Consider the following 12,417-nt stretch of genomic DNA (forward strand, 5'->3'; position numbering starts at 1 on the left):
TCGCAAATCGCCCCCCGGGAGGCCTCTTCCCTCTCCACACTGGCTACGCCGTGGAGAAGGGGCTCCGCGGCCGATGGAGGGTGCGAATCATGGACGTCCTGCTGGGCCTGGTGCCGGACAGTGCTGCGAGCGCAGAGGAGAGCGAACGGTTGGCGATTCGGCTGCGGGCCGAGCTGCGTGAGCTCGACCTCGACACGTGCGAAACCGTGGCCGGCGGCGCTCCGCCCGCTCGCTCCAAGGGGGACGCGGTCGCCGCAGGTGCGGTCGTTCTGGCACTGAGCGTTCCGGGTGGCGTGCTTCCGTCACTTATTGGCCTGGTGCAGGACTGGCTCGGTCGGCAAGCCTCCAGGAACCGTGTCTCGATCACCCTCAACGGCAACACAGTGGAGGGGCTGTTGACACCCGAGCAACAGCAGCAGCTGATCGACGCGATCGTGGACGGTCACCAGGCGGACGGGGAGTGACCGTGGGAGGACGCTTCGCCCTGCTGATCGCCACCTATGCGTACGAGGACGATGGGCTGCAGCAGTTGACAGCACCCGCCCACGACGCCGAGGCACTGGCCGAGGTGCTGCGGGACCCGGATATCGCTGGGTTCGAGGTGACGTCGCTCGTCAACCGGCCCCACTACGAGGTCGGCCCGGCCATCGGCGATTTCCTTCGTGACCGTCGCCGCGACGACCTCATCCTGCTGTACTTCACCGGGCACGGCCTCAAGGATGACGAAGGCCGCCTTCACCTGGCCACGGTCAACACCCGCCTCACCAACCGGATGTTCACCTCGCTGCCGGCTGAGCAGATCGACCAGGCCATGACCGCCTGCATGTCGCAGCAGCAGGTGCTGATCCTCGACTGCTGCTACAGCGGCGCCTTCCCCGCCGGCCGGCTCGCCAAGGGCGACAACGACATGCACACATTGGAGCGGTTCCGCGGCCAGGGCCGTACCGTGCTGACCGCCTCCGATGCGGCCCAACACGCCTTCGACGGCGACCGGCTGCACGGCAGCGCCAGCCGCTCGGTCTTCACCAAGCACCTGGTGGAAGGCCTGCGCGACGGCAGCGCCGACCTCAACGGCGACGGCGAGATCACCCTCGACGAGCTGTATTCCTACGTCTACGACAGGGTTGTGGCCGAGATGCCACAGCAGCGGCCCAAGAAGCAGGAGAACATCGCGGGCCGTACCGTCATCGCCCAGAACACCAACTGGTGCCTCCCCGCGCAGTTGCAGAACGCCCTGGAGAGCCTGCTGGTGACGGAGCGGCTCGGCGCCGTGGAGCAACTCGGCCGCCTGCACCGCATCGGCAACGCGACGGTCCGCGCCCGTACGGCGGAACAGCTCCGGCTCATGGCGGACGACGACAGCCGCAAGGTGTCCGCCGCGGCGGCCTCCGCGGTGGGAGAGACCGCCGGGCGTCCCCCAGCCGCAGCCGTCGATCCGGCGGAGATCCAACGTCTGCTCGACCAGGCAACCGAGGAGCGTGACTCGGGCGCGCACGAACAGGCCGAGGAGCGCTACTGGACGGCTCTCGACCTGGCCATACAGCACCGCGCCAGGCGTCAGGAAGGCTGGGCCTGGGACGGAATCGGCTCCTGCCGCTGGAGAGCCGAAGACTTCGGAATGGCGGTGAGGTTCTTCACCCGGGCCCTGCGCATCGCCGACGAGACGGGCGACGCCCTCCTGAAGGCATGGTCACTGCACAACTTCGGTGTGGACCGCTGCGAGCACGGCGACGTGCCGGCGGCCGTGGACTTCCTCGAGCGGTCCCTTGCGGTGTCTGAGGCCCACCGGTGCCACACGCCCGCAGGCTGGACCCGCCACAAGCTGGCCGAGCTGGCGCGGGCCGAAGGGAACCTCGACCAGGAGCGGGAGCACTACGAAGCCGCCGCACGGGCCGGCCGCGCCGGCCACAACGACTCCCTGGTCGGCTGGAGCCTCATCCACGCCGCCAAGTCCGCGGAGCAGACCGGAGACCTCGCGTCGGCACACGACCACTACAGGCACGCCTTGGAAGTCGGCTCCGAGCTCCATCCCCGGTGGATAGCCGAGGCGGCCGAGAAGGGTCTCGCCCGCGTCGGCGACCAGCCGTTCCCCTCGCCACATCACGTCAGCGACAAGGCTTGAGCGGCAGGCTGGTAGCGCGCTCGCCAAGACGGGTGCTTGCGGACGATGAACCAAGCGGTCAGTCCTCCTTCGTCCTCTGCTGCGCGCGCTGGGCGAGGCGGAGTCCACGGCCTGAGGTGCTCTCGCAGCCGCCTACACCTACGACCACCTGTCGTGGCGGGTGCATGCAAATGTCAGATCGGCTCGATGGCGATACGCGGGTGGCAGAGCCGACGCAGGTCGTCCACATCGCTGGTCACGACCGTCACGTCGCCGTGTTCCGTATGTGCGGTGGCCGCCAGCATCGCGTCGATGGCGTACTTGTGACCATGAAGTCCCTCGGAGACCAGAAGCTTGCTCGCTGAGCGGGCGGTCTCTTCCGTGATCGGTCGCACCTTGGTGAGGGAGACCGCGAAGTCGAACGCCGCCTGGACCACCTTGGGATCGCGCGCCTCGACCAGGGTTGCCGCACTGGTCACGATCAGCAGGTCGAGGCTGCGAGCCACGTCCAGCCAGACCGTCATGTCGCGGTGCCGCCTCGACAGCTTGGACAGGGCTTCGCTGTCCAGGACGAGCGTGCCGCTCACGCAGCGTCCGCCGGCGTGGCGTCCCCACGGTGCGCAGCGTGGTGTGCCCGGATTCTCTCCGCCCGCGCGGCCACCTCGGCCTGGTCGACGGGACCATGCTCAGCCTCGTACTCCGCGATGTACTCGTCCACAGCCTCACGCTGGAGCTGACGCTGCACGGCTTCCTCGATGTACGAGGACACACCCTGCTTGCCCGCGCGCGAGCGAATCGCCTCCAGGGTCTCCGCGCGCAGGGACACGCTGGTGACCCTGGTCTTGCCGGAGCGGGGAGTATCCATGACGCCCAGTGTAGTACATGATGTGTGAATAGGACGGGCGCCGCTCGTCCTGCGGTGCCGCGTGAGGCGTGGACCTCTACGCGCCGGCATGTACGACCACCCGGCGTGGGTGGTTTGGGGACTAGGCAGTCGATCAGGCGCGCGGGGACGGCCCTATGAGGCCGCGATCGCGAATCCCAGCACCACCGCGGCCGAGACCACGACGGCGCCGGGAGAAAGGTCTGCCTCGGAGACACTGCCGGGGTCGCTGTGCCCGCGATAGCGACCTGCTCCGATGCTTTCGGGATCGACGTCTTCGACGTGGATGACCTGGCCCAGCCGGACCCCGGCGGCTGCGGCGTATAGCTCGGCCTTGGACCTTGCGGTGTGGACGGCCTTCTCTCGGGCCTGGGCCCTCAGCTCCGGTTTGTTGCGAACATCGAAGTCGACGCCCTCCACCTGGTTCGCCCCCGCATCGACGGCCGCGACCAGCAGCGGTTCAAGGGAGTCGAGGTCGCGGCACTCGATGGCGAACGCTGCATGGCAGCGATAGCCGAGGAATTGACGGTCCTGACCGAAACCACTCCAAGAGGTCTGCAGGTCGAGTCTTGAGGCCGACACCTGTGCATCCTGAACCCCATGGGCTCGTACTGCTTCGCGCAGGCTGGATATCGCGGCACGAGCGGCAGTGAACGCCTCCTGGGGTGTCGCCTCGGTTCGCTCGACGCCGAGCCTGATCCGGGCAAGACCGGGTGCGGCATGCACGCTTGCCGCGCCGTAACTGGTGATTCCCCAAGGAGACTTGATCGTTGTCTGCATGGTCGGAAGTCCACCACGAACTCATAGCCGACGGCTGGTGAAAGTCCCCGACGACCAGGAAGCCTGGCTGCTTCGTGCACAACGTCACCCACGCCTGGCCGCACCGGTCTGTGGACGGTCCGTATTGTCGTCCTCATGCGACTGAGCACCGTGATCCTGCCGATCTACCGCTGGACCGAGGGGCGGAAGGTGTGGAAGGGGGCAGAGGAACTGGGCTTCCACGCCGCCTACAAAGGCTGGCCATGGTGGGTCGGAGACTGGTACTGGACGGAGCCTGTTCTGCTTGGCCTCGTCTAGGCAACAGCGGGATGCGTACGTCGCCCAGGCAACCAATACCAGCAGCGGGCTGCGTAGGTTTGCGGACGTCCGAGTTGTGGAACTTCTCTGCCTTCCGGTGGCGCGCGCGTTATCGTCGTGTCAGCAAGGAGTCTGGGACAGCGCCTGGACCACCGCTGAACTTGAAGGCACGGAGCGTCGGATCATGCCCTCGCCACCGCCTTTCCCCCAACGAAGCCATGACCGCTGGCGTGCCATCGGCCTAGCGGTCGAGAGGTGAGGCATGACCATTTACTCCCTGCACGCGAATCGTGGGAAGTCGCAGATCCTGGCGACCTTCGACAGTCCGAAAGGCGTCGCGTCATCCACGGTGACGAGCTTGAGTTCACCTGACCTGGCTGCGCCGATCGTGGATGCGCTCAACCGGATCTCTGCCCTGGCGACGGTCCCGTTGAGCGTCTTCGATCACCGTGAGGGCAAAGTGAACGAATACCCACAGCGGCACCTTGCTGCGCTGACCGACCGGGAGGCGCGCGCCGACCTCCTCGTTGGGGCGCACAGCCTTTGGTACGAGTACGTCTGCCTGGAGCTTCACCGGGCGCTCAGCGATCTCGACGCCGCCACCGCAGCGGTGCCGCCGCCTGTCCTGACCGCGATCACCGTCGAACTGGAGACGGAGGCACGCGAGTTGCGGAACGCGCTGGCGGAGTACTCGGAAGGTGTCGATGTCCCGGAGACGGACGAGCGCCGGGACTGGGACTTCGGTCACCCCTTCGTGGCGTACGACGGCGGGATGGAAATGCTGGGCACCGAGATGCGGGAACAATTGGACCGAGCCGAAGACGGCATCTCGTCCGAAGAGCGCGCGCGGGCCGTCGCAAACCTGCGAGTACTCGTCACCGCCCACGCCCAGTGCTCCAGTGAACAGACTGCATTGGATTCCCGGCCCCTCAGCATCTTCTCGGAACCGTACGACTCCGACGGCTACTACCTCTCGGTCCACACGCCGGAGCCGAGGAAGGGAGAGGCCGCCAGCTGGGAGATCGAGATCGGCCACTGGGAGTCCGATGATCCGGAGGACGAGGACTGCGGCAGTGCGACTGGCAGCTCGGATGTGCGCTGCGAACTTCCTGGGCCGCCATCTGCGGACGGCCTCACCCGCCTGTTGGACGAGGTGGAACGGCAGCCGGCGATCCTCGCCAAGTGGGCTGGTACGCACGTGGGCGCGAGTCTCGATGGAACCGAATTCGCGGTAACTCATAGCTACGACGACTGACCAGGGCGTTGACCCGTCCGTGGCTGGGTCGGCTCCCGGATTCGGGCCCGGCTCAGGAGGTGAGTTGGCCAGGGGCTTCGGTGGCGATGCGTTCGAAGACGGCGTGGTCGTAGGCGAAGTCGGGGGAGTCGGGGATGGGCCAGTGGATGACGATCTCGGTGATGCCGGCCTCGGCGTGGCGGCCGGCGAAGTCCACGAAGGCGTCCACGGACTCGAAGGGGGTGGCGCGGTCGGGGGTGAAGCCGGTGAGGAGGATCTTGGGGACGCTGTCGGGGTCGCGGGCGGCGTCGCGCAGGGCGGTGGCGAGGCGGTCGATCTGGTCGCGGACGGCGGCCAGGGATTCTTCGGGGGTGCCGGTCTCGTACAGGGCCGGGTCGCCGGTGGTCACCCATGTCTGTCCGTACCTGGCGGCGAGCTTCATGCCGCGCGGGCCGGTGGCGGCGACCGCGAACGGCAGGCGCGGGGTCTGCACGCAGCCGGGGATGTTGCGGGCCTCGACGGCCGAGTAGGAGGTGCCGTTGAAGGTGATGTCGCCCTGGCCGAGCAACCGGTCGAGGAGTTCCACGAACTCCGCGAAGCGGTCGGCGCGCTCCTTCGGCGTCCAGGGCTGCTGCCCGAGCACGACGGCGTCGAACCCGGTCCCGCCGGCCCCGATCCCGAGCGTCACCCGGCCGCCACTGACGTCGTCGAGCGTCATCAACTCCTTGGCGAACGGCACAGGATGCCGGAAGTTAGGTGACGTAACGAGGGTTCCCAGCCGGATGTTGTCGGTCACGCCGGCTGCCGCTGTCAGCGTCGGGATTGCCCCGAACCACGTCCGGTCCCGGAAAGGCACCCGCCACGACAGGTGGTCGTAGGTGTAGGCGGCGTGGAAGCCCAGCTCCTCTGCCCCTTTCCACACCTTCCGCCCCTCGGTCCAGCGGTAGATCGGCAGGATCACGGTGCTCAGACGCAGACTCATGTCTGGGAGCCTACGGCCGTCCCCAGCTCAGTACCGCCCTTGCGCCGCGTGGCGCGAGCCATCGACTCGGAGGCCGCCGAACTCCGTTCAGGCGGCGGGCTCCGCCTCGCCCAGGGCGCGGAGGTGAGCCTCGAAGTCCTGGGTGAGGCTGGCCAGGACCGCCTTGCCCTTCGCCGCCGTGGCGTGCGAGGGGTGGCCTATGACGCCGGTGTCGGTGTACGCGCGCATGCCGTGGGTGAGGAGGAAGGGGCGATCGGGGGCGGAGTGGTCGGCGGCCTCGTAACCGGGGCGGACGAGGTCGGGTTCGGCGTGGAGGAGGATCGAGGTCTCGATCTCGCCGGCCTGCCTTCCCCTGCCTCAACGCGTGGAAGCGCTGACGGAACTCGCCACCGACCGGGAGGCCGAGGAATGCCGTGCCCTCATCGGCAATTGTGCGCTCGGAGCCGGAGCGCTTCCTGCCGATCTGCACCAGTCCCTCACAGAGGCGATCCGTTCGAGTGAGCGCACCATCCGACGCAGCTTCGCCTGATCAGGCTACCTACTCGGATGTACCGAGACGGCTGTGCCAGCAGTTCCGCGAAAGCTCTCGGAGAGCTATGACCAGGCAACAAGGGCGAGCACAAAATCCCGGCCTCCCGTATCTCCGTACGGCTACTGTGCTGCCGGTAGACCGTCCGATCGATAAGGGAGCTGAGCCGTGCTGACCACCGCCCACCCCCCGTAGGTACCTCTGGAAAGCCCAGAGGTCGTTACGGAGGCTCTCGATGTCCAGAACCGTCCGCACGACTCCCAGCCGGCTCCGCGTCCTGGAGGGCGCCTCGGAGACCATGTACCTGTACGACCTGCGCTACACGCACGCCGAAATCGCCAGGGCCGCCCGTGAGGGCCGTCGCCCTGTCCCGGCGAAGACGCTGCGCCGGATCACCTCCTGGCAGTGCATGGCCCTTTATTGCCGGAAGGGCTGGTTCTCGACCGAGATCGCCACGGCTGAGGGCCGGGCCCGGCTCCAGGGCCGGCTCGAAGCCCAGCGGATCCGCGGACTGCACTACGCCGGCCACGACCTGGACGACGCGGACATTCCTCCGGTTCGCCACCGTCACGGCGGCCTCTGGAATGCCTGATAGATACGAACCACCTCAGGACTCACCGGGACAAGCGCACACAGTGGGTGCCGCTTTCGGGTCCGTGTCAGGGGTGGATGCGAGGATCACCTTCATGCCTCTGCCTCACCCCGATGATCTGACGTCGCTGGTCCTGCGCACCGACTTCGGTGACGACGGGGCCTGGGACGCGGTGCGTGCCGCACTCGACGCTGCTGACGAGTTCTCCCATGCCACTTACGTCGGCGACCCTCGCTTCGCCGCCGTGGGCGTCCAGGCACTGCTGGACGAAGTGACTGCCGCCGAGGACGACGACAGGATCATCTACTTGTTCCTGGCGGACACGACCACGATGGAGGATCCGGACTACCCTCTCCTGGCCGTGGACCTCTCGGATGAACCCGGGCGAACGTTCAGGGTTCCGGCTCAGTGGTTTCCTGACGTGTCAGCCAACCTCAGCATCGCCAATATGGACTTTGCGGAGTTCGCTGATGCCGCCGATGGACCAGGGGGCTTCCGCGGCTTTGACGAAGGATGACACCGCCCCATAGCGGCCCATCCGGGCGGCCCGCGTGCTGCGCTGCTTCAACCCGGCCTCGTAGGACTGGGGGCTCTCACGTTCGCCGTCGTCCGTAGGATCACTCTATGGTCAGCCCGTGATGCGTGAACGCGGCCTGACCGACGTGACGAGGGTTCCCAGCCGGATGCTGACGGTCACGCCGGCTGCGGCCGTCAGAGGGCCTGTCCGCCTGGGTCGCTCAGGACCGGAAGGTTCTCGGCCTGCTGAAAGTGTTCCATGAGATGGGCGCGGATCTGATCATCAGCGCGAACACCCTCGTGAAGGTCAGCCACTCCCGCGTGAACTTGCCGCGGCTCCAGTGGACACTGTCCCGGGTCAAGGTGGAGCCCGTCACCGAGCAGACGGCGAAGGAAGCGGCGCGGCTGCTCAAGGCGGCCGGCCTGAACGGTCACGAGCACGCCATCGACGCGACCGTCGCGGAGGCGGCTCTACGGCAGGCCGGACCCGTGGTCCTCCTGACGTCCGACATCGACGACATGGCCCGCCTGTGCGGCAGGCAGATCGGGCTCATCAGCCTCTGAGCCGCAGATCAGCCCGTGATGCCACGGCGCCGGCGGGCGGCATGTGCCGCGGGCGGAGCGGGCCGGGGGCGTCGGACGCGCGGTGGGTCAGTCGGTGTGGGGGAAGAGGTGGGGGAGTTCGGTGCGGGAGTTGATGTTGAGTTTGGGGAAGGCGCGGTAGAGGTGGTGGCCGACGGTCCGGGGGCTCAGGAAGAGCTGCTCGGCGATCTCACGGTTGGTCGCGCCGGTGGCCGCGAGGCGCACGACTTCCCGCTCCTGCGGGCTGAGACGGTGGAACAGGTCGTTCGGATCACTGGCGGAGCCGGCGGCCCCGCCGCTGGCCTGGAGTTCGCCGCGGGCCCTGGCCGCCCACGGCTGGGCGCCGGCCGTCTCGAACGTCTCCAGTGCGGCGCGAAGATGGTGGCGGGCGTCGGTCCGACGCCTTTCGCGGCGCAGCCATTCCCCGTACAGCAGCTCGGTGCGCGCGCGTTCGAAGGGCTGGGCCGAGCCCTCGTCGTCGTGCAGGTGCAGCGCCGCGGTGAAGTGCTGCTCGGCCTCGTCGCCCGGGCCGGTCATCGCCTGGCAGCGCCGGGCCAGTGCGACGGCCGCGCGGCGGCCCGCGCCCTGTGCCCATCGCGCGAGCGACAGCGCCGGCTCCTCCGCCCGGTCCGGCCGTCCCGCGCGGATCGCGGCCTCCACGAGATCGGGCAGGAGGAAGGCTGACAGCGCGGGGTGCCGCACGCGGGCCCTCGCGGCCTCCAGGTGTCCGAGGGCGTCCTCCGGGCGGCCGAGTCCGAGACCGAGCAGGCCGAGAGCCCGACGCGCGTGCGCGGCGGCCAGCTCGATCCCGTGGGCGTCGGCGTGGCGCAGAGCCGCCTCGCTCAGGCTGGTGCAGCGTTCCTGCTCGCCTCGGAGCGCGGCGAGCGCCGCCAGGGTTCCCCGCAGGTACGCCGCCCGGTGGTCGCGGCCGAACTGCTCGGCGACGGCGAGCCCCTCCATGGCGGTGCTGCGGGCCTCTTCGTGCAGCCCCAAGGACATCTGGGCCTCGGCGAGGAGGTGCAACGCGGTGTGCAGCCAGCCGACCACGTCGTGGTCCCGGCAGTCGCGTACGCACGCGGCGGCGGCCTTGAGCGCGGCGGGGTGGTCCGCGGTGAGCCGGTCGTAGGTCCCGGCCAGGATCCGCTCGGCGAATCCGGCGCCCTCGGCCGGCGTCCGCCCAGCCGGGTATCCGGTACCGGCGGGGTCCGCCATCGCACCCGTGATCGAGTGCTCCGACGGGACGGGTATCCGCGCCGCGACCTCGCTCATCAGCGCCGGGTCGCAGGCCGACTGCGCCGCCAGCGCGGCCTCGGCCAGCACCGGAGCCAGGTCGGCGGAGGAGCCGAGCCGGTCCGCGCATTCGAGGAGGATGCGGGTGGCTCGGCGGGGCGTCCCGCGGTCCAGTTCCACGATGGCGCGGACCCGGGCGAAGTCGGCGAGCAGCGCCGGATCCAGGGCGAGCGCGTTGATCCGGTCGGTGAGGGCCGCCGTGCGGGAGAACTGCCCGGCCTCGGCCGAGGTGAACGCCGCGGAGGCCAGCAGCCGGGCGCGTCTGGCCGGGACCGCGGTGAGCTGCGCCGCGCGTTCGTAGGCGGCCGAGGCCGAGGCCGTCCCCTGCCTGCCGCCGGCCCGCTGCGCGACGCCCACCATGGCGTCGGCGACGGCTTCGTCGGTCCCGGTCGCGGCGGCGGCCAGGTGCCAGGCCCTGCGGTCGGCCTGCCGCACCCCGCCCATCGTGTCGCCCAACGCGTCGGCCAGCGCCCGGTGGGCGGCGAGGCGCCGGGCGTGCGGGGTGTCCTGGTAGGTGACCGATCTGATGAGGGGGTGGCGGAAGGACAGCGTGCCGTCGGCCAGCAGGATGAGCGTGGCGCGTTCGGCCGGTTCCAGGTCGTCCAACGTGGCGCCGAACCGGGCCGACGCCCGCAGCACGAGGTCGAGGTCGCCGGAGTCGTCGGCGGCGGCCACCAGCAGCATCGACCGGGTGGCCTCGGGCAGCCGCCGGAGGCGCTCCTGGAAGCTCTCCTGGATACGGCTCGTGGGCGAAGCGGGACCGGCGGGGAGGGTGACGGGGTTCAGCCGGCCGGCCCGCTGTCCGGCGCTGAGCGCCGCGGGGAGTTCCCGCAGCGCCAGCGGGTTGCCCTGGGCCTGCTCGACGACCTGGTCCCGCGCGTGGGGCGACAGGTCGGCGACGTGGTCGGTGAGGAAGGCGTCGGCGGCCGCGGAGTCGATGCCTTGCAGCCGCAGGCACGGCAGGCCGGCGATCTGCCCGCCCGGCACTCCGTCGCGGCGGCCGAACAGCATCACTATGCCCTCGCCGTGGAGCCGGCGGGCGGCGAAGGTCAGGGCGTCCAGTGACGCCTGGTCCAGCCACTGGCAGTCGTCGACCAGGCACAGGAGGGAGCTGCCGGCCGCGGCCTGCGACAGGCTCGTCAGCACCGCCACCCCCAGTGCGAGCCGGTCGCGCACCCCCGCACCGGACAGCCCGAACGCCGCTTTCAGGGCGGCGGCCTGTGGCTCGGGCAGCCGGTCCACGTGGTCGGCAAGAGGTCTCAGCAGCCCGTGCAGCCCCCCGAAGGCGAGCTCCATCTCCGTCTCGATGCCCACGGTCCGCAGCACGCACGCCGGCGCCGCGACCTCGGCGGCATAGCCCAGCAGCGCCGTCTTGCCGATCCCGGCATCGCCATGGACCACCAGCGCGCCGCTCACGCCTTCACGGGCACGCAGGAGCAGCCCGCGTATCCGGTCCTGCTCGGCCCCCCGCCCGTACAGCATGAGCCCAACCTACTTAACGCCCCCGGGTTCGCGGGCATCGCGTTACGTCATGCCGACCGATGTGGGGGCCCGCCACCCTCCCCTAGCGTCAAGGCACTTCACCAGCCCACCCGACCTCGGGAGCAGCGCCTTGTCCGACAGCGTCCACCTCACCCCGCTGCATCGCGTCTCGGTCACCCACGCCGCCGGATGGCATCAGGTCGTCGCCTCCTCGATGGCCCATGACCTGCCGGGAGTGCCGCCACCCGGGCCCGGCGAGATCCATGCCCAGCTCACCAAGCCCACCATGGACAGCCATCGTCTGACCTGGATGGCCACCGGGTCGTCCGGCGCCCCGGTCGCAGTCGCGGGCCTGCGGCTCTTCGCCTCACCGGGCAGGGACCACCTGGCCGAGCTGGAGCTGCACGTCGACCCCGCACACCGTCGCCGGGGAACCGGCTCACGCCTGCTGTCGGCCGTCGTGGCGGCCTGCCGCACCGAGAAGCGGCGCAGCCTGATGGCCGAGGTCCCGGGCGACAGCCCTGGTGCGGCCTTCTGCGAGCGGTGGGGCTTCCGGCGGGCCCTGACGCTCGACCACCTGATCCTGCGCCTCGCCGAGACCGACGCGGCCAGGATCTCCGCGCTCAGCGATGCCGGGCATCCCGGCTACCGCCTGGCCGGATGGACCGGCACGGTGCCCGACGATCTCGCGGACGCCTTCGCGAAGGCCAAGAACGCGATGAACGACATGCCCGTCGGAGACCTCGACTACGGCAGCGTGGACTGGGACGCCGACCGGGTGCGGACCATGGCGCAGGTGGTCGACCGTCGCGGCGACACCCTGCTGACGCTCGCCGCGGTCCACTTCGACGGCACGATGGCCGGCTACACCGAGATCCTGCTCCCGCAGGGCGCCCCGCCGCGGGCCCAGCAGTACGACACCGCGGTGGTGCCCGCGCACCGCGGCCACGGCCTGGGGCTGTGGCTCAAGGCGGCGATGGTGCGCCGGCTGCGCGCCGAGCACCCCCATGTCACCGAGATCGAGACCGACAACGCCGAGGACAACGTCCACATGCTCGCGGTCAACCTCGAGCTGGGCTTCCGCTCCTACCGACGCACCCACGAGTGCCAGCTCGACCTGCCCGCAGCCTGATCCGGTGTGCGACCGGC

Annotated in this window: 15 protein-coding genes; 9 read left to right on the forward strand and 6 right to left on the reverse strand. The window is 69.8% G+C overall.

Annotated elements, in window-relative coordinates; all coding sequences use genetic code 11:
- Positions 1-89: 89 nt before the first annotated feature.
- Positions 90-464 carry an effector-associated constant component EACC1 gene (locus tag ACQPW6_RS18770; protein WP_433890792.1) on the forward strand — a complete coding sequence of 125 codons (375 nt, stop codon included), beginning with the start codon at positions 90-92 and terminating at the stop codon, positions 462-464.
- A gap of 2 nt (positions 465-466) precedes the next feature.
- Positions 467-2,122 carry a caspase, EACC1-associated type gene (locus ACQPW6_RS18775; protein WP_433890793.1) on the forward strand — a complete coding sequence of 552 codons (1,656 nt, stop codon included), beginning with the start codon at positions 467-469 and terminating at the stop codon, positions 2,120-2,122.
- Between the two features lie 173 nt (positions 2,123-2,295).
- On the opposite strand, the gene ACQPW6_RS18780 is transcribed toward ACQPW6_RS18775, so the two are convergent.
- The 3 genes from ACQPW6_RS18780 to ACQPW6_RS18790 all read right to left on the reverse strand — a co-directional run bounded on the left by ACQPW6_RS18780 (position 2,296) and on the right by ACQPW6_RS18790 (position 3,764).
- A complete protein-coding gene (locus ACQPW6_RS18780) occupies positions 2,296-2,688 on the reverse strand; it encodes a type II toxin-antitoxin system VapC family toxin (RefSeq protein ID WP_433890794.1) in 393 nt (130 codons plus the stop codon).
- Positions 2,685-2,966, reverse strand: coding sequence for a hypothetical protein (locus ACQPW6_RS18785; RefSeq protein ID WP_433890795.1), 282 nt, complete (start codon positions 2,964-2,966; stop codon positions 2,685-2,687). Before ACQPW6_RS18785 ends, ACQPW6_RS18780 begins: the two co-directional genes overlap by 4 nt.
- Before the next feature lie 153 nt (positions 2,967-3,119).
- Entirely contained in the window at positions 3,120-3,764 is a 645-nt protein-coding gene (locus tag ACQPW6_RS18790) for an SIMPL domain-containing protein (protein WP_433890796.1), read from the reverse strand.
- Between the two features lie 135 nt (positions 3,765-3,899).
- Between ACQPW6_RS18790 and ACQPW6_RS18795 the strand changes: the two genes are divergently transcribed.
- Positions 3,900-4,061 carry a hypothetical protein gene (locus ACQPW6_RS18795; RefSeq protein ID WP_433890797.1) on the forward strand — a complete coding sequence of 54 codons (162 nt, stop codon included), beginning with the start codon at positions 3,900-3,902 and terminating at the stop codon, positions 4,059-4,061.
- A gap of 262 nt (positions 4,062-4,323) precedes the next feature.
- Positions 4,324-5,316 carry a hypothetical protein gene (locus ACQPW6_RS18800; protein WP_433890798.1) on the forward strand — a complete coding sequence of 331 codons (993 nt, stop codon included), beginning with the start codon at positions 4,324-4,326 and terminating at the stop codon, positions 5,314-5,316.
- Positions 5,317-5,368: 52 nt separating this feature from the next.
- Here the strand turns inward: ACQPW6_RS18800 and ACQPW6_RS18805 are convergent, their stop codons facing one another.
- On the reverse strand, positions 5,369-6,277 hold the full coding sequence (locus ACQPW6_RS18805) for an LLM class flavin-dependent oxidoreductase (RefSeq protein WP_433890799.1): 909 nt from the start codon (positions 6,275-6,277) through the stop codon (positions 5,369-5,371).
- Between the two features lie 87 nt (positions 6,278-6,364).
- The gene (locus ACQPW6_RS18810) at positions 6,365-6,610 is read right to left on the reverse strand and encodes a creatininase family protein (RefSeq protein WP_433894584.1); all 246 of its coding nucleotides are present in this window, start codon (positions 6,608-6,610) and stop codon (positions 6,365-6,367) included.
- A 31-nt stretch (positions 6,611-6,641) separates the two neighbouring features.
- Here ACQPW6_RS18810 and ACQPW6_RS18815 point away from each other — a divergent pair, with 31 nt between their 5' ends.
- The 4 genes from ACQPW6_RS18815 (at position 6,642) to ACQPW6_RS18830 (ending at position 8,478) form a co-directional block, all read left to right on the forward strand.
- Positions 6,642-6,806, forward strand: a complete 165-nt coding sequence (locus tag ACQPW6_RS18815) for a hypothetical protein (RefSeq protein WP_433890800.1) — start codon at positions 6,642-6,644, stop codon at positions 6,804-6,806.
- 235 nt (positions 6,807-7,041) lie between these two features.
- Positions 7,042-7,398: a hypothetical protein gene (locus ACQPW6_RS18820; protein ID WP_433890801.1), complete on the forward strand. Its 357-nt coding sequence runs from the start codon at positions 7,042-7,044 to the stop codon at positions 7,396-7,398.
- Positions 7,399-7,492: 94 nt separating this feature from the next.
- The gene (locus ACQPW6_RS18825) at positions 7,493-7,915 is read left to right on the forward strand and encodes a DUF6924 domain-containing protein (RefSeq protein ID WP_433890802.1); all 423 of its coding nucleotides are present in this window, start codon (positions 7,493-7,495) and stop codon (positions 7,913-7,915) included.
- A 185-nt stretch (positions 7,916-8,100) separates the two neighbouring features.
- The gene (locus ACQPW6_RS18830; protein WP_433894585.1) at positions 8,101-8,478 is read left to right on the forward strand and encodes a DNA-binding protein; all 378 of its coding nucleotides are present in this window, start codon (positions 8,101-8,103) and stop codon (positions 8,476-8,478) included.
- Positions 8,479-8,565: 87 nt separating this feature from the next.
- Here the strand turns inward: ACQPW6_RS18830 and ACQPW6_RS18835 are convergent, their stop codons facing one another.
- A complete protein-coding gene (locus ACQPW6_RS18835) occupies positions 8,566-11,268 on the reverse strand; it encodes an ATP-binding protein (RefSeq protein ID WP_433890803.1) in 2,703 nt (900 codons plus the stop codon).
- Positions 11,269-11,398: 130 nt separating this feature from the next.
- On the opposite strand from ACQPW6_RS18835, the gene ACQPW6_RS18840 reads away from it, so the two are divergent.
- A complete protein-coding gene (locus ACQPW6_RS18840) occupies positions 11,399-12,400 on the forward strand; it encodes a GNAT family N-acetyltransferase (protein WP_433890804.1) in 1,002 nt (333 codons plus the stop codon).
- The last annotated feature ends 17 nt before the right edge of the window (positions 12,401-12,417 follow it).

It is taken from the genome of Streptomyces sp. CA-111067 (assembly GCF_050956065.1).
Lineage (GTDB): Bacteria > Actinomycetota > Actinomycetes > Streptomycetales > Streptomycetaceae > Actinacidiphila.